At 73.2% G+C, this 22,380-nt stretch carries 18 protein-coding genes; 13 read left to right on the top strand and 5 right to left on the bottom strand.

Annotation, left to right across the window (positions count from 1 at the left end):
• Positions 1–111 precede the first annotated feature (111 nt).
• The 4 genes from ABFC67_RS09335 to ABFC67_RS09350 all read left to right on the top strand — a co-directional run bounded on the left by ABFC67_RS09335 (position 112) and on the right by ABFC67_RS09350 (position 5,968).
• Positions 112–801, top strand: coding sequence for an aspartate/glutamate racemase family protein (locus ABFC67_RS09335; protein WP_346737739.1), 690 nt, complete (start codon positions 112–114; stop codon positions 799–801).
• A 135-nt stretch (positions 802–936) separates the two neighbouring features.
• Positions 937–3,894 (top strand): response regulator, encoded by a 2,958-nt coding sequence (locus ABFC67_RS09340; RefSeq protein ID WP_346737740.1) that lies wholly within the window; start codon positions 937–939, stop codon positions 3,892–3,894.
• Positions 3,891–4,286 carry a response regulator gene (locus tag ABFC67_RS09345; protein WP_346737741.1) on the top strand — a complete coding sequence of 132 codons (396 nt, stop codon included), beginning with the start codon at positions 3,891–3,893 and terminating at the stop codon, positions 4,284–4,286. Before ABFC67_RS09340 ends, ABFC67_RS09345 begins: the two co-directional genes overlap by 4 nt.
• On the top strand, positions 4,283–5,968 hold the full coding sequence (locus ABFC67_RS09350) for an EAL domain-containing protein (protein WP_346737743.1): 1,686 nt from the start codon (positions 4,283–4,285) through the stop codon (positions 5,966–5,968). Before ABFC67_RS09345 ends, ABFC67_RS09350 begins: the two co-directional genes overlap by 4 nt.
• Before the next feature lie 33 nt (positions 5,969–6,001).
• Here the strand turns inward: ABFC67_RS09350 and ABFC67_RS09355 are convergent, their stop codons facing one another.
• Positions 6,002–7,999 carry a bifunctional 2',3'-cyclic-nucleotide 2'-phosphodiesterase/3'-nucleotidase gene (locus ABFC67_RS09355; protein ID WP_346737744.1) on the bottom strand — a complete coding sequence of 666 codons (1,998 nt, stop codon included), beginning with the start codon at positions 7,997–7,999 and terminating at the stop codon, positions 6,002–6,004.
• A gap of 127 nt (positions 8,000–8,126) precedes the next feature.
• Between ABFC67_RS09355 and ABFC67_RS09360 the strand changes: the two genes are divergently transcribed.
• Entirely contained in the window at positions 8,127–9,854 is a 1,728-nt protein-coding gene (locus tag ABFC67_RS09360) for an alkaline phosphatase (RefSeq protein ID WP_346737745.1), read from the top strand.
• A 220-nt stretch (positions 9,855–10,074) separates the two neighbouring features.
• Positions 10,075–11,514: an amino acid permease gene (locus ABFC67_RS09365; protein ID WP_346737746.1), complete on the top strand. Its 1,440-nt coding sequence runs from the start codon at positions 10,075–10,077 to the stop codon at positions 11,512–11,514.
• Positions 11,515–11,589: 75 nt separating this feature from the next.
• Here ABFC67_RS09365 and ABFC67_RS09370 read toward each other — a convergent pair whose 3' ends face one another.
• Entirely contained in the window at positions 11,590–12,708 is a 1,119-nt protein-coding gene (locus ABFC67_RS09370) for a GGDEF domain-containing protein (RefSeq protein WP_346737747.1), read from the bottom strand.
• Positions 12,709–13,175: 467 nt separating this feature from the next.
• Between ABFC67_RS09370 and ABFC67_RS09375 the strand changes: the two genes are divergently transcribed.
• From ABFC67_RS09375 to ABFC67_RS09395, 5 genes are all read left to right on the top strand, one after another.
• Positions 13,176–15,080 (top strand): peptidase M61, encoded by a 1,905-nt coding sequence (locus tag ABFC67_RS09375; protein WP_346737748.1) that lies wholly within the window; start codon positions 13,176–13,178, stop codon positions 15,078–15,080.
• 151 nt (positions 15,081–15,231) lie between these two features.
• Positions 15,232–15,543 (top strand): hypothetical protein, encoded by a 312-nt coding sequence (locus ABFC67_RS09380; protein ID WP_346737749.1) that lies wholly within the window; start codon positions 15,232–15,234, stop codon positions 15,541–15,543.
• Positions 15,544–15,676: 133 nt separating this feature from the next.
• Complete coding sequence (locus tag ABFC67_RS09385; protein ID WP_346737750.1) at positions 15,677–16,561, top strand: alpha/beta fold hydrolase; 885 nt, start codon at positions 15,677–15,679, stop codon at positions 16,559–16,561.
• Positions 16,562–16,674: 113 nt separating this feature from the next.
• The gene (locus ABFC67_RS09390) at positions 16,675–17,703 is read left to right on the top strand and encodes a peptidogalycan biosysnthesis protein (protein WP_346737757.1); all 1,029 of its coding nucleotides are present in this window, start codon (positions 16,675–16,677) and stop codon (positions 17,701–17,703) included.
• Positions 17,681–18,535, top strand: a complete 855-nt coding sequence (locus ABFC67_RS09395; protein ID WP_346737751.1) for an arginase family protein — start codon at positions 17,681–17,683, stop codon at positions 18,533–18,535. The genes ABFC67_RS09390 and ABFC67_RS09395 overlap by 23 nt, the downstream gene beginning before the upstream one ends.
• Positions 18,536–18,700: 165 nt before the next feature.
• On the opposite strand, the gene ABFC67_RS09400 is transcribed toward ABFC67_RS09395, so the two are convergent.
• From ABFC67_RS09400 to ABFC67_RS09410, 3 genes are read right to left on the bottom strand one after another with little or no spacing between them, the layout of a single operon-like run.
• Positions 18,701–19,924, bottom strand: a complete 1,224-nt coding sequence (locus tag ABFC67_RS09400; RefSeq protein WP_346737752.1) for a DegT/DnrJ/EryC1/StrS family aminotransferase — start codon at positions 19,922–19,924, stop codon at positions 18,701–18,703.
• A complete protein-coding gene (locus tag ABFC67_RS09405) occupies positions 19,911–20,312 on the bottom strand; it encodes an EamA family transporter (protein ID WP_346737753.1) in 402 nt (133 codons plus the stop codon). The genes ABFC67_RS09400 and ABFC67_RS09405 overlap by 14 nt, the downstream gene beginning before the upstream one ends.
• 2 nt (positions 20,313–20,314) lie before the next feature.
• Complete coding sequence (locus tag ABFC67_RS09410) at positions 20,315–20,677, bottom strand: EamA family transporter (RefSeq protein WP_346737754.1); 363 nt, start codon at positions 20,675–20,677, stop codon at positions 20,315–20,317.
• 119 nt (positions 20,678–20,796) lie between these two features.
• Between ABFC67_RS09410 and ABFC67_RS09415 the strand changes: the two genes are divergently transcribed.
• Both ABFC67_RS09415 and ABFC67_RS09420 read left to right on the top strand, forming a co-directional pair.
• Positions 20,797–21,063 carry a phosphopantetheine-binding protein gene (locus ABFC67_RS09415; RefSeq protein WP_346737755.1) on the top strand — a complete coding sequence of 89 codons (267 nt, stop codon included), beginning with the start codon at positions 20,797–20,799 and terminating at the stop codon, positions 21,061–21,063.
• 22 nt (positions 21,064–21,085) lie between these two features.
• Positions 21,086–22,300 carry a beta-ketoacyl-[acyl-carrier-protein] synthase family protein gene (locus ABFC67_RS09420; RefSeq protein WP_346737756.1) on the top strand — a complete coding sequence of 405 codons (1,215 nt, stop codon included), beginning with the start codon at positions 21,086–21,088 and terminating at the stop codon, positions 22,298–22,300.
• The last annotated feature ends 80 nt before the right edge of the window (positions 22,301–22,380 follow it).

The raw sequence follows: 22,380 nt of genomic DNA on the forward strand, positions 1-22,380 counted from the left end.
GGCGGCCAAGCACGAAATCGCACTGCGCGCCTTGCCGGCGGTCAGGGCGCGCTTGCGCGGCTCCGCTAGAGTCGGGAGCCTGCGGAACCATTTGTCGCGGGAGGAACGCGCGTGAAAACCATCGGCCTGATCGGCGGCATGAGCTGGGAATCGACCGCGCTCTACTACCGCCACCTCAACCGGCGCGTCGCCGAGCGGCTCGGCGGCCTGCATTCGGCGCGCTGCATCGTCCACTCGCTGGACTTCGCCGAGATCGCCGCCATGCAGCGCGCCGGCGAGTGGGCGCGCGCCGGCGAAGTGCTGGCCGGGGCGGCACGCGCGCTCGAGGCGGCCGGCGCCGGCGTGCTCGGCATCGCCACCAACACCATGCACAAGGTCGCCGGTGCGGTCGAGGCGGCGGTGGACGTGCCGCTGCTGCACATCGCCGACGTCGCCGGCGCGGCGCTGCGCGCGGCCGGCATCGCCCGCACCGGTCTGCTCGGCACGCGCTTCACCATGGAGCAGGATTTCTACCGCGAGCGCCTCGCCCGCCACGGCATCGAGACGCTGGTGCCGGATGCCGAGGCGCGCGCCGAGGTCGACCGCGTGATCTTCGGCGAGCTGTGCCGCGGCGACATCCTCGAGGCGTCGCGCGCGCGCTACCGCGCCATCGTCGACGCGCTGGCCGCCGACGGCGCGCAGGGCGTGCTGCTCGGCTGCACCGAGATCTGCATGCTGATCGATGCCGGCGACGTCGCCCTGCCGCTGTTCGACACCACCGCGCTGCACGCGGATGCGCTGGTCGAGGCCGCGTTCGCGTAGACGGCCATCCGTCCGCAGTTGCTTTGTATACTTCCACCACATCGCCCATGGTGGTAGCGTCCGGCCGTCCGGCCGGATAAAGGCTGCGCGCAGCCGCGCCGGTCGCTTCGGCCTCACGCTCCACGGAGGGTGGCCATGCCGGCAAGAGGGTGGTGGCGGTTCGCGCGGTGGCTGTCGGTGGTCTATGCGCTGCTGCTGGTTCCGGCGGCGCTGCTTGCGCTCGGCCTGCTGGTCCTGGCGCGGCGCCAGGACATGGCCGAGTGGATGGCGCACGACCGCGGCGTGGTCGAATTGGCGCAACGCACCCTGCGCACGGCGACCTCGACCGCCAGCGGCGATGCCGCCTTCGTCGCCGCCGACGTCGGCGCCGCGCTGGCCGCGCGCACGCCTGCCGAGCTCGATCGCGCGGCCGTGCTGTTCGAGCGGCTGGCCCGCACGCGGCGTGTCTACGCCAAGCTGCGCCTGATCGACGCCGCCGGACGCGAAGTACTGCGCGTCGACCATCGCGACGGCCGCGTCTGGCGGGTGCCCGACGCCGAATTGCAGGACAAGGGCGAGCGCTATTTCGTGCGCGCCCTCGCCGCGTTGCCGGCGGGCACGACCTACGTGTCGGGGCTCGACGCCAATGTCGAGCACGGCGCCCTCGAGATTCCGATCCGGCCGATGTTCCGCATCGGCGTGCCGGTGTTCGGCGCGGACGGCGCGCGCAAGGGATCGCTGCTGATCAACGTCGAGGGCGACGCGCTGATCGAGCGTCTGCGCGACGATGCCGCCAAGGCGCATGGCGAACTGCGGCTGGTCGACGCGAACGGTCGCGTGGTGCTGGGCCCGACCGGCGCGGGCAGCTGGGGGTTCCTCGATCCGCGGCAGGCGCCGCAGCTCCTGGCCGCGGCGTCCCGCGGCGGGTGGCGCGCGCCGGCAGGCGAATCCGCGGGCCAGATTCGGTCGGGCGATGCGCTGGCCGTTTTCACCACCTTCGATCCCGACGCGGCGAACCCGGCGGCGCGAGGCGACGGCCGGCTCCATATCGTGGCGCTGCAGCGGCCGCCGGGGCTGGCGACGCTGCTGCTGACGCCGCGCCGCGGCCTGGCCGGCGCGCTGGTCGCCGCCGCGCTGCTTGGCCTCGCCGGGTGGATCACGCTGCTCTCGCAGCGCGCCGCGGCCGCGCGCGAACAGTTGCGCGACAGCGCCCGCCTGCAACGCGAGTTGTTCCGCCACTCCGGGCTGCTGATCACGGTGAAAGACCGCGAGGGCCGCATCGTCGAGGCCAACGAGGCGGTTGCGGCCAGCTTCGGCCGCACGGTGGAGGGGATGTACGGCAGGCGCCTGGACGACCTGCTGCTGCCGCAGGATGCCGCCCGCGTGATGGCGCACGACAGCGCGGTGATGGCCAGCGGGCGCGAAACCAGCTTCGAGGAGACCGTCGCGATGCCCGACGGCGAGCACACGTTCCTGGCGATCCGCTTCCCGGTGCGCAATGCCGACGGCGCCATCCGCGGCGTCGCCGCGGTGCGCGCCGACGTCACCGAACACGTGCAGCTCGAGCAGGCGCTGCGCCTGGCCAAGGCCGAGGCCGAGGCGGCGAACCTGACCAAGTCGGCCTTCCTCGCCAACATCAGCCATGAGCTGCGCACGCCGCTCAACACCATCATCGGCTTGAGCGAGCTGGTGGCGGAGGAACTCGCCGAGGGCGGCCACGCGGAGCTCGGCGAGCCGATGCTGCGGGTGGTCGACGCCGGTCGCCACCTGCTGGCGCTGATCAACGACATCCTCGACCTGTCGAAGATCGAGGCCGGCCGCGTCGAACTGCACCCGGAGCCGTGCCGCGTGCGCGATCTCGTCGACACCGTGGTCGGCACGGTGCAGCCGCTGGCCAAGGCCCACGGCAATCGCATCGACGTGCGTTTCGCCGCCGACCCCGGCGTGGTGTCGCTGGACAGCACGCGGGTCAAGCAGATCCTGTTCAACCTGCTGAGCAACGCCTGCAAGTTCACCCGCGACGGCCACGTTTCCGTCGCGGTCGACGTGAGCGGGACGACGCACGGCTCGCGCCTGGTCGTGGCCGTCGCCGACACCGGCATCGGCATCGCGCCGGAGCAGGTCGAACGCATCTTCGAACCATTCCGCCAGGCCGACCAGACGATCGCGCGGCGCTACGGCGGCACCGGCCTCGGCCTCAGCATCTGCCGCCAACTGTGCGGCCTGATGGGCGGCGACATCGAGGTCGCGAGCACGCCGGGCGCCGGCTCCGTGTTCACCGTGACCCTGCCGCTGGTCGACGGGCAGGCTGCGCGCGCGGCGGCGCCGGCCCCGGCTGCGCGCGCGCCGCATGCCGGCGACCTGATCGTGGTCGCCGACGACGATCCGAACGCGCTGCTGCTGGCGGTAACGACCCTCGAACGCGCGGGTTTCCGCGTGCAGCCGGCGCGCTCGGGCGCGGAGGCGCTGGCGGCGGTGCGCGAGGTCCGGCCCGCGCTGCTGGTGCTGGACATCCTGCTTGGCGACATGAGCGGCTGGGACGTGCTGGCGGCGCTGCGCGCCGACGCGGAATTCCGCGACGTGCCGGTGATCGTGTGCACGATCACCGACGCCGACCAGCGCGGGGTCTCGCTCGGCGTGGTCGAGCACCTGACCAAGCCGTTCGAGCGCGAGCGCCTGCTGGCGCTGGCGCGGCGGTTCGCGCAGCGCGTGGACGGTCCGCGCGCGATCGTGGCCGACGACGACCCGGATTTCCGCTACCAGATCGCCCGCCGCCTGCGCGCCGAGGGCTGGCAGGTGGACGAGGCCCGCGACGGCGTCGAGGCGCTGGCCGCGCTGCGCCACCGCCCCGCGGAACTGATGCTGCTCGACCTGATGATGCCGAACATGGACGGCATCGCCGTGCTGGAAACGATGCACGCCGATGCGCGCCTGCGCGACGTGCCCGTGATCCTGGTCAGCGCCGCCGAGCTCTCGCCGGACGTGGTGCGCATGCTGGACGGGCGCGCGACCGAGCTGATGCGCAAGAGCGGCGGCGACATCGAGGCCATGCTGGTGCGGGTGCGTTCGACCCTCGCCGCGCTGGGCGCGAGCCCGACCGGGGAGGGCGCGTGAACGCGACCGCGCTCTGCGTCGAGGACGACGACAACCATGCCTACCTGCTGGAGCGCCGACTCGGCCGCGACGGCATCGCGGTGTACCGCGTGGCGAGCGCCGAGGAAGGGCTGGATGCGCTCGCCGCGCGCGCATTCGACTTCGTCCTGCTCGACCTCAACCTGCCCGGCATGGACGGCTGGGCGTTCCTGGAACGGCTGCGGCGCGAGCCGCGCGCGCACGTGGCGCCGGTGATCGTGCTTTCCGCGCACGTGCTGAAGGACGAAGCCGAGCATGCGCTGGCGGCGGGCGCCGTCGCCTTCCTGCCCAAGCCGATCGACTTCGCGCGCTTGCGCCGCGTCATCGACGGCCTGCCCGCGGCGAGGCGGACCGTCGGCGAGCCTGCGCCATGAGCGATCCGCCGCGCATCCTGGTGGTCGACGACGACGACGGCGCGCGCTTCACGCTGCTGCGGCAGTTGCGCCACCTCGGCTACGCGCGCCTGGACGAGGCCCGCGACGGCTACGAGGCGCTGGCGCGGATCGAATCCGCCGCTCCCGACCTGGTGCTGCTGGACACGATGATGCCGGGCCTGGACGGCACCGAGGTGCTGCGCGCGCTGTACGAGGCGGAGCGTCTCCCGGACCTGCCCGTCGTCATGGTGTCGGCCAACGACGGCATGGACGTGGTGGTGCGCTGCATCGAGCTCGGCGCGGAGGACTACCTGACCAAGCCGGTCAATATCGCCCTGCTGCGCGCGCGCGTCGGCTCCGTGCTGGAGAAGCGCAGCTATCGCGAGAGCCAGCGCGCCTACCTGCGGCGCTTCGACGCGGAAACCGGACTGTTCAACCGAGCCGTCCTGCTCGAGCGGGTGCAGCAGATGCTGGCGCTGCGGCAGCGGTTCGGGCTCGCGGTGATGGTCATGGACGATCACGCCCAGGTGGTGGTCAGCGACGGCGAGGCGGGGGTCGCGCGCCGCCTGAACGCGCTCGAGGAGCGGGTGCGCGCACGCGACATGAACGTCGATACGGTCGCGCGGGTCGCGCCCGACACGCTGGCGCTGATCCTGCCGGCCGCGGATGGCGAATACCGCATCGCGGGCCAGCTCGAGCCGCTGGCGCACGGTGCGCGGTTGCATGCCGGAACGACTTCGCCGGGCGCGACGGGGCGCTGGTCGGTCGGGCTGGCCTTCGCGCGCCCCGGGCCGGACGCCGCCGCCGCAGACCTGCTCGGCATGGCGCTGTCGGCCGCGCGCGAGGTGCCGGCGCAGGCGCGCAACCGGCTCAGCATCGTCACGCCGGGCATGCGTGAGTCGATGCGCGACGCGTTGCGCCTGCACGGCGAGCTCGAGCTGGCGCTGGCGCGCAACGAGTTCGTCCTGCATTTCCAGCCGATCTGCGACGTCGCCACCCTGCGGCCGGTCGGCGCGGAGATCCTGCTGCGCTGGGCGCACCCCGAGCACGGTCTGTGGACGCCGGGGCGGTTCCTGCATGCGGTCGAGCGTTCGCCGCTGATCCAGGCGATCGACGAGTGGGTGCTCGAGGAAACCTGCCGCATCCTGCGCGCGTGGAAGCCGTGGCTGCCGCGGGGATTCGCCCTGAGCGCCAACATGACCGCGGAGACGCTGGCGGCGGACGGGTTGCTGGCGCGCGTGGACGCGGCGCTGGAGCGCGACTGCGCCGAACACCTGCGCATCGAACTTACGGAAACCGTGATGATGCACGACATGCCCGCCTGCGTGGCCGCGATGGATCAACTGCGCGCGCGGGGGGTGAAGATCGCGCTGGACGACTTCGGCACCGGCTTCTCCTCGCTGAGCCACATCAACCAGATCCGTTGCGATGCGCTCAAGATCGACCGCAGCTTCGTCGCCCGCGTCGACGAGCATCCGCGCACCGGCAAGGTGCTGCGCGCCATGGTCGGTCTTGCCAAGTCGCTGGGCCTGATCGTGATCGCGGAGGGCGTCGAGCGCGAGCAGGAGCTGGCGGCGGTGCGCGCCGCGGGCTGCGACCTGGTGCAGGGCTACCTCACCGGACGGCCGATGCCCGCCGCCGAGCTGCGCGCGCTGCTCGCGCCCGCCGTTGCCGGCGGCTGAACCTCGCCGCGCGCGTCCGGCGCAGGCGCCGGCCTAGCGCGACAGGTCGATCGCGTAGGTGGCGCTGCCGTCGCCGTTGTCGTGCAGCAGGCGCACGCCGTCGAGCCCCGCGGCGCGCGCGGCGTCGGCCTTGCCGGCGGCGGAGACGAAGGTGACCGGTCCCGCCGTGTGCACGCGCGCGAAGCGCCACGGACGCGCCGGCACGTCCGCGCGGTGCAGGGTCCCGTGCGCGCGGATCCAGCCGATCAGCACGTCGCGATTGGTGTCCGGCGCGCTCAGCACGAGGTTCGCGCCGTCCAGGCCGGGGAAGCGGCCGCCGCCGGAGGCGCGGTAGTTGTTGGTCACCACCAGGAACGGCTGCGCCGGATCGAGCGGCTTGCCGCGCCAGCGCAGGTCGACGATGCGCTGCCCGGCCGGCCGCGTCACGTCGATCGCATAGTCGAGCTCGCCGAACAGCACGTCGAAGTTGTAGCTGGGCACGCGCGGGTCGATCAGCGCCTGCGCCTCCGGCCTTGCCGGATCGATGCGGTTGAAGCGCTCGGCGGACTTCTCCAGCCAGGCCTTCACGCCGGCGCCGTCCAGCTTCACCGCGGCCAGCGTGTTCGGGTAGAGGTAGAGGTCGGCGGCGCTGCGGATCGAGAGGTCGCCCGCGGCCACGTCGGTGTAGTCGCCGGGGCCGCCGAAGCCGGCCTTGAACGCGGACGCCGCCGCCAGCACCGGGATGCCCTTGAGGTCGGCGTGATCGCGCGCGATCCAGTCCTCGACGTAGGCGCGCGCGGACGCCGCCACCGCGGCCAGCGCGGAGACGTCGCCGACGTCGGCGAAGTAGGTGCTCATGCGGAAGTCGCTGCGGCCGATCGGCGTCTGCACGTAGGCGACGGTGGCCGCGTGCGCCGCCGCCACCAGCGGCGCGATCTCCGGATCGGGCGCGACGCAGGCGTTCTTCTGCGGGCAGACCGGGCGCACTTCGCTGTGCGTGGCGGCCTCGTCCACCACCCAGCGGCCGCCGCGGCGCAGCAGCGCCAGCCTGATCACGCCGAGGTCGCGGCCGAAGAAGCCGCCCATCACCGCCGGCACGCCGAGCACGAAGCCGCGCGCGTCGTCGACCCCGGGCATGTGCGCGAAGCGCGAGTGCGGGTCCGGATTGGGGAACACGTCGTGCGAGTGGCCGAGCAGGATCGCGTCGATCCCCGGCACGCCGGCGAGGTGCCAGTTGGCGTTCTCCATGTCGGCGACGTACGGCGCCGGATTGAGGCCGCCGTGCGAGATCGCCACCACCAGGTCGACGCCCTGCGCGCGCAGTTCGGGCACGTACCGCGCGGCCGCCTCGACCACGCCCTTCACCGTGACCTTGCCGGCGAGGTTGCGGCGGTCCCAGTCCATGATCGGCGGCGGCGCGAAGCCGACGATGCCGACCTTCAGCGGCACCGCGATCGCGCTGCCGTCCGGCGCGTAGGCGGTGAAGGTCTTCGCGATCACGCGCCAGGGCGCGTACAGCGGCCGGCCGTCCTTCGCGCCGAACACGTTGGACAGCACTAGCGGGAAGCGCGGGCCGGCGCAGCGCCGCGGCGCCACGCCGGGCACGTCCATCGGCGTGCCGGTGACCTGCGCGAGGAACGGCAGGCCGTAGTTGAACTCATGGTTGCCGATCGTGCCGCCGTCGTAGCCGAGCGCGTCCATCGCGCGGTAGATCGCCAGCTCCTGGTCGCAGCCGACCGGCTGCGCCAGCGCCTGGTAGTCGGCCAGCGCGGTGCCCTGGATGGTGTCGCCGTCGTCGAACAGCAGGGTGTTCGGAAACTGCGCGCGCGCCTGGCGGATCAGCGTGGCGACGCGTTCGAAGCCGAGCGTGGGGTCGTCCTGCAGCCGGTAGTAGTCGTAGCTGCGCACGTTCGCGTGCAGATCGGTGGTTTCGAGGATCGCCACGTCCGCGCGCGTGCCGTCGGGTACCCGGGGCGGCCTGGCCGCAGGCTGCGCGCAGCCGGCCAGCAGGGTGGCCGCGGTCAGCGCGACGGCGGGAATGCGTACGTGCATGGTGCGGCTCCTCGGCGAACGGCCCACGCTAGCAGAATCCGCCGGCGCGGACGTGACTGCCGGAGGTCATCTCGTCGCGACGGGGACGGCGCGCTACCCTGCCGCGTCGATTCGAGGGAGATCCGCCGTGATCCGCGTCCCGTCCGCCCTGCGCCGCGCGCTGCCCGGCGCCGCCGTCCTGCTGCTGGCCGCCTGCGCCGGCGCGCCGTCCGTCCCCACGTCCGCCGCGCGCGCGGCCATCGACGTGCCCGCGATCCAGCGCCCCGCCGGCGAGAGCAGCGCGTGGTGGTTCCGCGCCGGCGCCGCGGCGGCCGCCGCCAGCGCGATCGGCGCGCAGCCGCAGGCGAAGAACGTGATCGTGTTCCTCGGCGACGGCATGAGCATCCCCACCATCGCCGCCGCGCACGTGTTCGCCGGCCAGCGCAAGGGCGTCGACGGCGAAAGTTATCGGTTGAGCTTCGAGCGTTTTCCGTTCACCGCGCTCAGCCGCACTTACGAGACCAACATGCAGACGCCGGACTCCGCCGGCACCATGACCGCGATCATGACCGGCGTGAAGACCCAGGCCGGCTTCATCGGCGTCGGCCAGGCCGCGCATCGCGACGACTGCGCTTCGGCGCGCGGCCAGGCGCTGGTGACGGCGCTGGAGCTGGCCAAGCTGGCCGGGCAGTCGGTCGGCGCGATCACCACCACGCGCATCACCCACGCCACGCCGGCGGCGACCTACGGCCACCTGCCCGAGCGCAACTGGGAAGTCGATGCCGAGATGACGAAGGAAGCGCGCGCCGCCGGCTGCGAGGACTTCGCCGCGCAATTGGTCGACTTTCCGATCGGCGACGGCCTGAACGTGGCGATGGGCGGCGGCCGCACCGAGTTCATGCCGGCGGGCGCGCGCGATCCCGAATATCCCGGCAAGGCCGGCCGGCGCCTCGACGGGCGCGACCTGGTCGCCGAATGGTCGAGGAAGCCCGCCAGCGCCTACGTCTGGAACGCGAAGCAGCTCGCCGCGCTCGACTACGCGCGCGTCGACCACCTGCTCGGCCTGTTCGAGCCCTCGCACATGCGCTACGAGCACGAGCGGCCCAAGGATCCCGCCGGCGAGCCCAGCCTGGCCGAGATGACGCGCGCCGCGCTGCGCGTGCTGCAGAAGAACCCGCACGGCTATTTCCTGATGGTGGAAGGCGGGCGCATCGACCACGCGCTGCACGCCGGCAATGCGTTTCGCGCGCTGGACGAGACCGTCGCCTTCGCCGACGCGGTGCAGGCGGCGGTCGAGGCGACCTCGGCCGACGACACGCTGATCGTCGTCACCGCCGACCACAGCCACACCATGACCTTCGCCGGCTATCCGGCGCGCGGCAACCCGATCCTCGGCCTGGTGCGCGGCCCCACCGACAGCTACGACGAGGAAGGCGGCGCCGGCCTGACGCGCGACGCCATGGGCCTGCCGTACACCACGCTCGGCTTCGCCTCCGGTCCCGGCTATCTCGGCGCCACCGACCGCCAGCCGGAAGGGCCCAAGCACTTCCCGCACGAGTACAAGACCGCGCAGGGCATCCGCGACGGCCGCCCGGATCTGGCCAAGGTCGACACCGCCGATCCCGACTACCTGCAGGAAGCCACCCATCCGATGCAATCGGAAACGCACGGCGGCGAGGACGTGGCGATCTTCGCGCGCGGCCCCGGCGCGGCGGCGTTCCACGGCGAACTGGAGCAGAACGCGATCTTCCACGTGATCGCGCAGCACGATCCGGCGATCCGCGGCGCGCTGTGCCGGCTCGGCAGTTGCGATGCCGACGGCGTGCCGGTGGATCAGCCGAGCTACGCGGCGCTGCTCGAGGCGGCGGGAAAATAGCCTTGTAGCGCGCGCTTTGCGCGCGTCCCGGCTCGGGACGCGCCGTTCGTGCGCGGAGCGCGCGCCGCGCGACCCCGGTTTCGCAGCGTGCACCCCGCGCACGAATCGCGGCCGCGTCGCGCCGCTGCAAGAGGAACGTCGGCAAGCCCCCTGTCCGATGGGGGATGCGCCGCGCGCGCCTGCCGCTATCATCGGCGCTTTCATGTCCGGGGGAGGGCTCATGGGACTGTTCGCGCAACTCACGCGGCACAAGACGGTCGAGCAGTTGCAGTCCGAGGCCGGCGCGCGCGGGGATTTCCGCCGCGTGCTCGGCCTGTGGCAGCTCACCGCGATCGGCATCGGCGGCATCATCGGCGTCGGCGTGTTCGTGCTGGCCGGGCAGCAGGCCGCGGTGAACGCCGGGCCGGCGGTGGTACTGAGCTTCCTGATCGCCGGCGCCGCCGGCGCCGCGGCCGCGCTGTGCTACGCCGAGTTCGCCGGCATGATCCCGGTCACCGGCAGCGCCTACACCTACGGCTACGCGGTGCTCGGCGAGCTGGTCGCCTGGCTGATCGGCTGGGACCTGCTGCTGGAGTACGCGCTGATCGTCGCCGCGGTGGCGAGCGGCTGGGCGGGCTACCTGATCAGCCTGCTCGGCGCGTTCGGCATCCATCTGCCGGCCTGGGCGCAAGGCGCGCCGGGCACCGGCGAAGGCCACGTGGTCAACCTGGTCGCCGCGCTGGTGGCGCTGGCGGTGGCGGTGCTGCTGACCGTGCGCACCGAGTGGGGCGCGCGCTTCAACACGACGATCGTGGCGATCAAGGTGATCGGCGTGGCGCTGGTGATCGGCGTCGGCGTGTTCTACATCGATCCGGCGAACTGGCACCCGTTCGTGCCCGCGCGCATCGTCGACGCGCAGGGCGTCGGCCACTACGGCTGGATGGGCGTGCTGGGCGCGGCCAGCGTGGTGTTCTTCGCGGTGTTCGGCTACGACACGCTGACGACCGCGGCCGAGGAAGCGAAAAACCCGCAGCGCGACCTGCCGCGCGCGGTGCTGCTGTCGCTGGGCGTGTCGATGACGCTGTATATCGCGATCGCGCTGGTGCTGACCGGCATCGTGCACTACAGCTCGCTGAACAACGACGCGCCGGTGGCGAATGCGTTCCAGGCGCTCGGCCTGCGCTGGGTCGGCGCGGCGATCGCGGCGGCGGCGGTGGCCGGCATCATCAGCGTGGTGTTCGCGTTCATGCTGGCGGCGGCGCGCATCTGGTTCGCGCTGGCGCGCGACGGCCTGCTGCCGGCGTGGTTCGCCAAGGTGCACCCGCGCTACGGCACGCCGTACCGGCCGACCCTGCTGCTCGGCGCGGCAACCGCGCTGGCCGCCGGCTTCCTGCCGATCGGCGAACTGGCCGAGCTGGTCAACATCGGCACGCTGAGCGCGTTCATCGTGATCTGCGGTTCGGTCATCGTGCTGCGCCGGCGCCGCCCGGAGCTGCCGCGCGCGTTCCGCACGCCGTGGGTGCCGCTGGTGCCGCTGCTCGGCATCGGCTTCTCGATCGCGCTGATCTACGGCTTGCCGTGGATCACCTACGAGCGCTTCGTGATCTGGATGGCGGTCGGCCTGGTGATCTATTTCGGCTACGGCATCCGCCGCAGCCGGCTGGCCCGCGAAGGCGCGTAGGGCGGGAGCGGCTTCGGCCGCGACCGCCGTCCGGAGGGTGCGGGAGCGGGGCTGAAACCCCTCACGCAGGGTCCGCTACGCCGGCTGGACGGGCTCCGCGCCGGCGGTCTCGACGCGGTCGCGGCCGTTGCGCTTGGCCTGGCGCAGCGCCGTGTCGGCCGTGGCGAGCAGCTCGTGCAGGGTCTGTTCGGGATGCTGCGCGGCCACGCCGATGCTGACCGTGAGCACGTCGTCGGGCAGGCGGATGCCGTGCATCGCGTGGCGGATGCGTTCGGCCACCGCGACCGCCTCGTCCTGGGCCAGGCCCGGCAGCAGCACCGCGAACTCCTCGCCGCCGACGCGTCCGATCAGGTCCAGCGGGCGCAGATGGTGACGCAGGACGTCGGCCAGCGCGACCAGGGTCTGGTCGCCCAGTGCGTGTCCGTGGCGGTCGTTGATCTGCTTGAAGTGGTCGGCGTCGAGGTACAGCGCGCACACCGGCACGCCCTGGCGTGCGCTGTGCGCGAGGCGCGCGGCGGCCAGTTCGAGGAAGCGGTTGCGCGCGAGCAGGCCGGTCAGGTCGTCGCTGTAGGCGCGTTCGCGCAGTTGCTGCTCGAGCCGGAAGTGCTTGTGCAGGATGTCGTCCATCAGGCCGTGCACGATCACCGCGGCGACCAGGGTCACGCTCATGTACAGCAGGTACTGGGCCGGCAGCGTGGACAGCGTCGGTTCCGCCAGCAGCAGCGGCAGCGGGCCGAGCGCGCAGAGCGTCATCGCCAGGATGAAATCCCAGCGCCACAGCCACACCACGCTGCTCGCCAGCGGCACGATCACGTAGGCCGGCAGCACCCATTGCGCGCCCTGCGCATGCTGGTAGCCGTTCAGGCCGATGCCGACCTCGAGCACGAAGGTGGCCGCCAGCGCGAGCAGGCAGAGCCGGTGCGGATCCGAGGTCAGGAAGGCCCGCCAGACCAGCGCGGCGAGCGGCAGCAGCGGCAGCGCGCGCAGCACCAGCGGCACCCCGCTGCTGCCGACCAGTTCGCCGCACGCAGTCAGCGCGAAGTAGGCGACCGTGCCGGTCAGCAGCAGCAGGCGCACGGTCGTGCCCGTGTGCTGGCCGAGGTAGTGCGTGAAGGCGTGCCGCTCGCTCGGATGCGAGCCCGGCAGCAGCGGCAGCTCCGCCGGTGCGGGGCGCGTGGGGATTTCGGTGGTCATGCGGAGGCCAATGGCTTTATTCCGGGGCGGAGCACACGCAAGACCCGGGCCAATCGCCCGGGGCGTTGCAATTGTTCAAGCACCGGCGTCGCAGGCGGCGAGACGGCGCCGGCCCAGGCTTGCGTCGCGCAGGCCGCCGCCGGGGCCGCGGAGCTCCTCGTCAGAACGCCGCGCCGCCCTTCCTTCACGCACGCCCCGGCGCGGCCTGCGCGTCCCCGACGCGAGCCGGCCGGGGGCCGCTCCTTCCTCGCGGGCCTGATCCGGGCCATTGCCACCTCCGTGGGGCGCCGCGCCTCCTGCGGGAGGCCTGTGAAGCCTATCTTGATCGCGTCCGCGCGGGCGCGCGAGCGGCGCATCCCGTGACCTTTGGGGCACCGGCGCGGCCGCCGCCGCTGCTAGCATCGCGGGCCAGCCCGGCGCCGCGGGGAATCCGGCGCCGCCACCCGACCGCCACTCCCGGGAACGCCATGAACGCCACGTCGCCGTGCGCCCTGTTGTCCGTCCTGCTCGCCGCCGCCGCTGCCGGCGCGCCCCTCGCGCATGCCGCCGTGCCGGCGCCGGCCGATACGCCCTATCCGGGCACGATCGAGCTGGCCGTGGACGCTACCGACACCGCGCGGCGCATTTTCCGCGTGCGCGAGCAGATCCCGGTGCAGGCGGGCCCGCTGACCCTGCTGTACCCGCAGTGGATCCCCGGCAACCATTCGCCGACCGGCCCGCTGGACAAGCTCGCCGGCCTGACCGTCAACGCCGACGGCAAGCCGCTGGCGTGGACGCGCGACCCGCTCGACGTGTACGCCTTCCACGTCGAAGTGCCGCAGGGCGTCACCGCGCTGACCGTCGAGTTCCAGTTCCTGTCGCCGCAGGAGCGCGGCCAGGGCCGCGTGGTGATGACCCCGGACATGCTCAACCTGCAGTGGAATGCGGTGGCGCTGTATCCGGCCGGCCACGACGCCCGCCTGATCACGGTCGCGCCCAGCGTGACGCTGCCGCAAGGCTGGCAGTTCGGCAGCGCGCTGGAAGTGGCCGCGCAGGACGGCGCCAGCACGAGCTTCAAGCCGGTGCCGTTCGCCACCCTGGTCGATTCGCCGATGTTCGCCGGCCGCTACTTCAAGCGCGTCGACCTCGATCCCGGCGCCAAGGTGCCGGTGCATCTGAACGTCGTCGCCGACGCGCCGGAGAATCTCGCGATCAAGCCCGACCAGCTCGCCATCCACCGCGCGCTGGTGCAGCAGGCCTACAAGCTGTACGGCGCGCACCACTACGACCACTACGACTTCCTGCTGGCGCTGTCCGACAACCTGAGCGGCATCGGCCTCGAGCACCACCGCTCCAGCGAGAACGGCGTCGGCCCCGACTACTTCACCGACTGGGCGAAGAGCACGCCGGAGCGCGACCTGCTTGCGCACGAGTACACGCACTCCTGGAACGGCAAGTTCCGCCGCCCGGCCGACCTCACCACGCCCAACTTCAACGTGCCGATGCAGGACAGCCTGCTGTGGGTGTACGAGGGCCAGACCCAGTACTGGGGTTACGTGCTGGCCGCACGCTCCGGCCTGTGGACGGCCGAGCAGACCCGCGACGCGCTGGCCAGCGTCGCCGCCACCTACGCCGACAACCGCCCCGGCTTCGACTGGCGCAACGTGCAGGACACCACCAACGACCCGATCATCGCCATGCGGCGGCCGCTGCCATTCCGCAACTACCAGATGAGCGAGGACTACTACAGCGCCGGCCAGCTGATCTGGCTGGCGGTGGACAGCGAGCTGCGCGAGCTGACCCGCGACAGGCGCTCGCTGGACGACTTCGCGCGCGCGTTCTTCGGCGTCGACAACGGCGCCTGGACGACGAAGACCTACACCTTCGACGACGTGGTCGCCACGCTGAACGCGCTCGCGCCGCACGACTGGGCGACGTTCCTGCGCCAGCGCCTCGACGCGCACGCGCCGCCGCTGGACGGCCTCGCCCGCGCCGGCTGGAAGCTGGTCTACACCGATGCGCCCAGCGCGATGACGAAAGGTTACGAGGCCGAGCGCAAGGTCGCCGACTTCACCTACTCGCTGGGCCTGGTGATCGCGAGCAAGGACGCCAGGCTGGTCGACGTGCGCTGGAACGGGCCGGCGTTCAAGGCCGGCGTGCCGTCCGGGGCCACGCTGGTAGCGGTCAACGGCCGCGAGTACAAGCCGGAGCGCCTGCAGGACGCGATCACCGCCGCCAAGGCGGACAAGGCGCCGATCGCGCTGCTGATCAAGAGCGCCGATGCCTACCGCACGGTCGAGGTGGACTACCACGGCGGCCTGAAGTACCCGCACCTCGAGCGCGTCCCCGGCACGCCGGACCGCCTCTCGGCGATCCTCGCGCCGCGGCGCTGAGGGCGCCGGCCCGCCCGCCGCCCGGACGGGCGGCCGGCGGGCCGTGTCGATCCCGCCACGCAAGTTCACAAGCGTGAACGCCGCGCTGGCGCCAAGATTGCTCCCCCACGGGCAGGCCCGCACGCAAAGCGGGCGACAAGGGGGGTATGCCATGGGTTCGCTCCATCACGGCACCATCGCCGCGCAGGATCCACGCAATCTGGCCCCGCGCGTGCGCGCGCTGCGCTGGCGCTCCGCCAGCGGTCGCGGACTGCGCGATCTCGCCATCGACCTCGAGGACGGTTCCAGCATCGGCCTGCTCGACGCCGACGTGCTCGCCGCCTGCGCCTACCGCGACGACGGCGGCGAGGACACGGACAACGTGCGCGCGCTGTCCGAGCGCCTCGGCATCCGCGGCTCGCGCGACGAGCTGTGCCGCACGCTGCACGGCCTGCTGCGCCTGGCGGCCGAACAGGCTTCCTGAGCGGCGCCGGCCGCTGAACGCCGCCCGGCGCGTCCGCGCCGGGTAGCGCGGGCGCGGCTGCGTCCGGCCGGCGCGCGACCTCCGGCCGCGCTGCGGGCGCCGGCAGAAAGCGCCCCGAAAGGGTCTGTCGCGCATGCTGGGCGCCCCCTTCGAGCGGCGACCGGCAGTGACCCATACGCGCATCAAGCAGGCCGACTTCTTCCTGCACGGCAGTCGCGCCGGCGTGCTGCTGGTGCACGGACTGACCGGCACGCCGGCGGAGATGCGCTTCGTCGGCAAGGGCCTGCACCGCGCCGGCTTCACCGTGCACGGCATGCAGCTCGCCGGCCATTGCGGCGACGAGGCCGACCTGCTGCGCACCGGCTGGCGCGACTGGTACCGCAGCGTCGGCGAGGCCGCCGACCGCCTGCGCGAGCAGGTCGACCACCTGTTCGTCGCCGGCCTGTCGATGGGCGCGGTGCTGGCGCTGAAGCTGGCCGCCGACCGCCCGCACGAGATCGACGGCGTGGCCGCCTACGGTGCCACCTTCCGCTACGACGGCTGGTCGATCCCGCCGATCGCGCGGCTGTCGTTCCTGCTGCCGCTGGTGACCCGGCTCGGCCTCGGCCGCGGCCAGCGCTTCATGGAGAGCTTCCCCTACGGCATCAAGGACGAGCGCATCCGCCAGCGCATCGCCGGCAGCATGCTCGCCGGCGACAGTGCCGCCGCCGGGCTGCCGGGCAACCCGTGGCCGTCGCTGGCGGAGTTCTACCAGCTCGCCTCGCGCATGCGCCGCGAGCTCGGCCGCGTGCGCGCGCCGTGCCTGGTGATGCACGCCGCCGAGGACGACGTCGCCAGCGTCGGCAACGCGCACCTGGTCGCGCGCGGCGTGCGCGGCCCGGTCGAGACCGTGCTGCTCGACGACAGCTACCACATGATCACCGTCGACCAGCAGCGCGACCGCGTGATCGCCTGCTCGGCGGACTTCTTCGGGCGCATCGTGTCCGGCGCTGCGCAGCGCACCGCGCCGGCGACATGAACCTGACCGAGGCCGCGTTCGGCGCAGCGGTCGAGGACGAACCACCCGACCTCGCCGGCCTGCCGCCGCTCGGCAACGTGCTGGAGCCGCCGGGACTGCTGCGCGCATTCCTGATGCACCCGCCGCGGGACTTCGCCGCGTTCATCACCTGCATCGGCGCGCCGGCGTTCCGCGCCCGCTTCGACCTGCTGACCACCGCCGACGCGGCTACGCGCCGCCGGATCGGCCGCCTGCCGCTGTACGCGCGCTGGAAGGGCGCGCTGCACCCGCGCACCTGCTTCGTCGGCACCACCGTCTCCGAGTACGCGCCGCTGCCGCGCGGGCGCGACGCCGCCGCCGCGGTCGCCGCGCTGCTGCAGGCGCACGCGCCGGCGCAGCCGTTGCTGATCGTCAAGGACATCCCGCAGGACTCGCCGCTGCTGGACGCCGTCGACAACCGCCGCGCCGCGGACTTCGCCGAAGCCTGCGCCAACGCCGGCTGCGTGCTGGTCGCGGGCCAGGCGCTGGCCTACGTGCCGATCGACTTCGCCGATGCCGACGCGTTCCTCGCGCGCCTGTCGCACGCGCGCCGCCGCGACATCCGCCGCAAGCTGCGCGCGCGCGTGGCGCTGCAGATCGAGACGTTGCCCACCGGCGCCGACTGCTTCCACGATGCGCGCGTGCTGGAGCACTACTACACGCTGTACCTCGCCGTGTACCGGCAGAGCGATCTGCACTTCGACCTGCTGACGCCGGCGTTCTTCCAGGCCGTGCTGCAGGACGCCGGCAGCGGCGGCGTGGTGTTCGCCTACCGGCACGCCGGCGAACTGATCGGCTGGAACCTCTGCTACGCGCACGCCGGCATGCTGATCGACAAGTACGTCGGCTTCGCCTACCCGCAAGCGCGCGCGCACAACCTGTACGCGGTGAGCTGGATGCAAAACATCGAGTACGCGCGGGCGCGCGGCCTGCGCCACTACGTGGCCGGCTGGACCGATCCCGAGGTCAAGGCGGCGCTGGGCGCGCGCTTCACCTTCACCCGCCACGCGGTGTACGCGCGCAGCCGCGTGCTGCGCGCGCTGCTGCGCTGCTGCGCCGGGCGCTTCGAGCGCGACCGCGCCTGGTTCGAGGGCCGCGCCGGTGCGCACGCCGCTGGTCCTTGATTTCGACGCCTCGGCCGGACCCGTGCCGGGCGCGACGACGCTGGCGTTGGGCGACTGGCAGGAAGCCGTCCGCTACGGCTGCGGCCGGCGCACGTTCGCGCGCCTGCGCGCGCACCTCGCCGCACGGCTGCCCGCCGCGCACGGCACCGCGCTGCTCGGCAGCGGCGATTTCCACCACGTCAGCCTGCTGCTGATCGAGCGCTGCGCCGCGCGCGGCCCGCTCGAGGTGGTGGTGTTCGACAACCATCCCGACAACATGCGCTTCCCGTTCGGCGTGCACTGCGGCTCGTGGGTGCGCGGGGTGACGCGCCTGGCGCACGTCGCGCACGTGCACGTGGTCGGCATCACCTCGGCCGACGTCGGCCCCGCGCAGAGCTGGCAGAACCGGCTGGCGCCGCTGTACGCGGGCCGGCTGACCTACTGGTGCATCGGCGCCGACACGCGCTGGGCGGCCCGGCTCGGCCTCGGCCGCGCGGTGCGCCGCTACGACGACGCGGCGTCGATGCTGGAAGCGTTCGGCACCGCGCTGCGCGGCCGCGGGCCGCTGTACGTGTCGATCGACAAGGACGTGTTCGCCGCCGAAGTCGCGCGCACCAACTGGGACCAGGGCGTGCTGCGCGAGGCCGACGCCCTGGACGCGCTGCGCGGCCTCGCCGGGCGCATCGTCGGCAGCGACATCACCGGCGAGGTTTCCGCCTACCGCTACCGCACGCGCTGGAAACGCTGGCTGAGCGCGCTGGACGCGCAGCCCGCGATCGACCCCGCGCAGCTCGCCGCCTGGCAGGCGCAGCAGCATGCGCTGAACACGCGGCTGCTGGCCGCGCTCGCGTAGCGCGCTTCGCTTTCCCGCGGAAGAGGACGCTGCCGCAGCGGCGCTGCCGTCGGCTCCGCGCACGTCGTCGCGGCGTCGCACGGGCGTGCGGTGCCGGCGATGGTGTGCGGTCGGGTGGCGTGCGCTGCACGCATGTCCGTGCCGTCATCGTGCGCGCAGCGCACGCTACGGACGCAATGCCGCTTCGAGTTCCGCGCAGATGCGCGCAAAACCGGGCTCGTCCAGCCACGGGCTGTTCGACACGGTCAGCATGCGCGCGGCGAGGTCGCGCGCGTTCGGCACCGCCTGTGCGGGCACGATGCCGGCGAGGCGCGGATAGTCGGGCAGGGCGTGGATGAACAGTTGGCTGACGCCGAGCCCCGCGCCCCACAGCCGCGCCAGCGCCGCATCGCGCGCGCGCGCGTCGGGCATCAGCAGCATCAGGAACGGCCAGGTGCCGGCGCCGCGGCCGGCATCGTCGAGCACGCGCACGCCCGGCAGCGCGGCGAGGCGCGCACGGCGCGCGGCGGCGCGTTCGGCGGCCGCGTCGAGGAATGCCGGCAGGCGCGCGATCGCGCGCGCGCCGACGCCCTGCCGCCACGCGCCGACGCGGTGCAGCGGGATATGCGGGCCGAGCGCGTCGCCGACCGCGGCGATCGCATCGCCGCGGCGCAGCGCGCGGCGCAGCGGCATGCCGTAGGCGTAGCGCAGCACGCGCGGCCGGTATAGCGCGTGGTAGCCGAGCAGCTCCAGCGAACGACGCAGCTCCCAGCCGAAGCGCCGCGGCAGCCGCGCGGCTTCCCCGGCGAGCGCGCGCCGCATCGCGGCGTCGCGCGCGACCAGCAGGCCGCCCTCGTACAGCGTCAGCCCCTTGCCGACCGCGAGGCTGAAGAAGCCGGCGTCGCCGCGCAGGCCGACCGAAGCGCCGCCGGCGCGCGCGCCCAGCGCCTGCGCGGCGTCCTCGACCACGAACGCGCCGACGCGCCGCGCGGCGGCGAGCGCGGCGTCGACGTCGGCGACGCGACCGCCGAGATGGGTCGGCACGACCGCGAGCGTATCGGTGCGGCAGGCGTCGGCGAGCGCGGCGGGGTCGAGGTCGAAGCCGCCGGGCGCGAGATCGCACAGGCGCACTTCCAGGCCGCAGTGCGCCACCGCCAGCGGCACCAGCGGGCAGGTGTAGGCGGGCACCACCACCGTGCGCCGCGCGCTCGTGCGGCGCAACGCGCGCAGCGCGATCACCAGCGCGGCGGTGCCGGAGCAGGCGACCAGGGCTGCGTCCACGCCGAGCCACGCGGCCGCGCGCGCATCCAGCGGCGCGCCCGCGCCCGGGAGAAGGTCGCGCAGGCGCGGCGGCAGGCCGGCAGTCGGCGGCACCTCGGCGCGCCGACGCATGGGTTCAGGCGCGCTCATCCGCGATTGCCGGAGCGCCTTCCGGCGCGGGGTCCGAGGCCAGGCAGAAGATGCCGGCGACGATCGCCACCGCGCCGAGCAGTTGCGCCGCGCCCAGGTGATCGCCGAACAGCGGCACCGACAGCGCCATCACGCTGATCACCTCGAGGTGCGAGGCGGCGAACGCCGGCCCGATCGGCGCATGCCTGAGCAGGGTCATCCAGGTGGCGAACGCGCCGAGGTAGCCGAGGACCGCGCCGTACACCCACGGCGCGCCCAGCACGCGCAGCAGCCAGGCCGGATCGGCGGCCAGCGGCGCCGCGTGCAGCGCGGCGAACTTGAAGCACACCTGCGAGAGCGTGTCGAAGCCCATCAGGGCGAGAAAGCCGAGGACGTAGAAACGGCGCACGCTCAGGCTCCCGCGCCGACCACGGCGACGCCGCCGGCGATCAGCAGGATGCCGGCGACGCGGCGTGCGCTGAGGCGCTCGCCGAACAGCAGGCGCCCGGCCAGCATCACCGCGACGATGTTGATCGAGCCGAGCAGCACGCCGGACGACAGCGGCACCAGCGACAGGAAAGCCAGCCAGACCACGAACTCCGCGACGAAGCAGCCGATTCCGAGCCACAGCGCGCGGCGCCCGGCCAGCGCGCGCCAGTGCGCCCGCCAGCCGCCGCCGGCGTCCGGCCCGCGGGCGGCGCTCTTGAAGGCGAGCTGGCCGACGGTGTCGATCACGATGTTGGCGAACCACAGGATCAGCGTGGTCGTGGGCATGGCGTGGCGGCGTGTGGAGATGCGGCGCGAGTATAGGCGCGCGCCCGCGCCGACCCCGAAACCTGCGCGAAAGGCGCGCGCGTGAAGCTGCCGATCGCCAGCCACTCCGGAGTTTCTCGATGAGCAGCGTGCAGGACACCATCTTCGAGATCATCGCGAAGGAGAGCGGGATCGACGCCGCGCGCATCACGCCCGACGCCACGCTGAAGGATCTCGAGATCCAGTCGCTCGACGCGATCCAGATCATTTTCGAGATCGAGGACCGCTTCAAGATCACCATGCCCGATCGCGATCCCAACTTCGACACCGAATCGGTGCGCGGCCTGGTCGAGGCGGTGGAGCGGTTGCTGGCGGAGAAGGTGCAACCGGCCTCGGGCGCGGCCTGACGCGCACGCCGGAGACGCTGCCGTGCGGCGCGTGGTCATTACCGGCATGGGCGCGATCAGCGCGCTCGGCCACGACGCCGCGGCGAACTGGCAGGCGATGCGCGAAGGCCGCGTCGGCATCGGCCCGCTCGCCGCGGTGCCGGCCGAGTCATTCCGCTCGAAGATCGCCGGCGAGGTGCGCGGCTTCGATCCCGCGGCGCACTTCAACGCCAAACGCCTGCCGCTGCTCGACCGCTTCACCCAGTTCGCCTTGGTCGCCGCGCGCGAGGCGATCGCGCAGTCCGGGCTCGATTTCCGCGCCGACGGCCTCGGTGAACGCAGTGCCGTGGTGGTCGGCACCGGCGTCGGCGGCGAGGGCACCCACGACGAACAAGCGCGCCGGCTGTACGCCGAGAACAATCCGCGCCTGCATCCGTTCTCGATCGTGCGGCTGATGACGAACGCGCCGGCCTCGCACCTCAGCATCGACTACGGCATCACCGGGCCCGCGTTCGCGGTGTCCAGCGCCTGCGCCTCGGCCAACCACGCGCTGGCGCAGGCGTTCCACATGGTGCGCTCGGGCATGGTCGACGCCGCGGTCGCCGGCGGCAGCGAGGCCTGCCTGACCGAAGGCACGCTGCGCGCGTGGGAGGCGATGCGCGTGCTCGCCGACGACGCCTGCCGGCCGTTCTCCAGGCAGCGCCGCGGCCTGGTGCTGGGCGAGGGCGCCGGCATGTTCGTGCTGGAGGATTACGCGCACGCGCGCCGCCGCGGCGCGGCGATCCTCGCCGAGTTCGCCGGCGCCGGCATGAGCGCCGATGCCGGCGACCTGGTGTTTCCCTCCGAGCACGGCGCCGCGCGCGCGATGCGCACGGCGCTGGACGAGGCAGGACTGGCGCCCGCGGACGTCGACTACATCAACGCCCACGGTACCGGCACGCCGGCCAACGATCCCACCGAGACCAAGGCGATCCGCCAGGTGTTCGGCGCGCATGCCGATGCGCTCGCGGTGTCCTCGACCAAGTCGATGCACGGCCACGCGCTGGGCGCGGCCGGCGCGATCGAACTCGTCGCCGCGATCGGCGCGCTGCGCGAAGGCGTGGTGCCGCCGACCGCCAGCTTCCTCGAGCCCGATCCCGCCTGCGACCTCGATTACGTGCCGAACGTCGCGCGCGAGCGCGCGGTGCGCGCCGTGCTGTCGAACTCCTTCGCGTTCGGCGGCCTCAACGCCGTGCTGGCGTTGAGGCGCGTGTCCTGAGGGCGCGGCCGGCGGGACGGAGTGCGGTGGGGCGATGGGTGGCAGGGCGGTGGGGTGAAGCCCCCCCCCCACCAAAGCCC

Origin of the sequence: Mizugakiibacter sp. (assembly GCF_039680435.1) — a bacterium.
Lineage (GTDB): Bacteria > Pseudomonadota > Gammaproteobacteria > Xanthomonadales > Rhodanobacteraceae > Mizugakiibacter.

What these genes read in the sequence shown, in the direction of transcription:
- ABFC67_RS09340 (WP_346737740.1), top strand. Translation starts at nt 937, where the DNA reads ATGCCGGCAAGAGGGTGGTGGCGGTTCGCGCGGTGGCTGTCGGTGGTC.
- ABFC67_RS09350 (WP_346737743.1), top strand. Translation starts at nt 4,283, where the DNA reads ATGAGCGATCCGCCGCGCATCCTGGTGGTCGACGACGACGACGGCGCG.
- ABFC67_RS09355 (WP_346737744.1), bottom strand. Translation starts at nt 7,999, where the DNA reads ATGCACGTACGCATTCCCGCCGTCGCGCTGACCGCGGCCACCCTGCTG.
- ABFC67_RS09365 (WP_346737746.1), top strand. Translation starts at nt 10,075, where the DNA reads ATGGGACTGTTCGCGCAACTCACGCGGCACAAGACGGTCGAGCAGTTG.
- ABFC67_RS09370 (WP_346737747.1), bottom strand. Translation starts at nt 12,708, where the DNA reads ATGACCACCGAAATCCCCACGCGCCCCGCACCGGCGGAGCTGCCGCTG.
- ABFC67_RS09375 (WP_346737748.1), top strand. Translation starts at nt 13,176, where the DNA reads ATGAACGCCACGTCGCCGTGCGCCCTGTTGTCCGTCCTGCTCGCCGCC.
- ABFC67_RS09380 (WP_346737749.1), top strand. Translation starts at nt 15,232, where the DNA reads ATGGGTTCGCTCCATCACGGCACCATCGCCGCGCAGGATCCACGCAAT.
- ABFC67_RS09385 (WP_346737750.1), top strand. Translation starts at nt 15,677, where the DNA reads ATGCTGGGCGCCCCCTTCGAGCGGCGACCGGCAGTGACCCATACGCGC.
- ABFC67_RS09390 (WP_346737757.1), top strand. Translation starts at nt 16,675, where the DNA reads ATGCACCCGCCGCGGGACTTCGCCGCGTTCATCACCTGCATCGGCGCG.
- ABFC67_RS09400 (WP_346737752.1), bottom strand. Translation starts at nt 19,924, where the DNA reads ATGAGCGCGCCTGAACCCATGCGTCGGCGCGCCGAGGTGCCGCCGACT.
- ABFC67_RS09410 (WP_346737754.1), bottom strand. Translation starts at nt 20,677, where the DNA reads ATGCCCACGACCACGCTGATCCTGTGGTTCGCCAACATCGTGATCGAC.
- ABFC67_RS09415 (WP_346737755.1), top strand. Translation starts at nt 20,797, where the DNA reads ATGAGCAGCGTGCAGGACACCATCTTCGAGATCATCGCGAAGGAGAGC.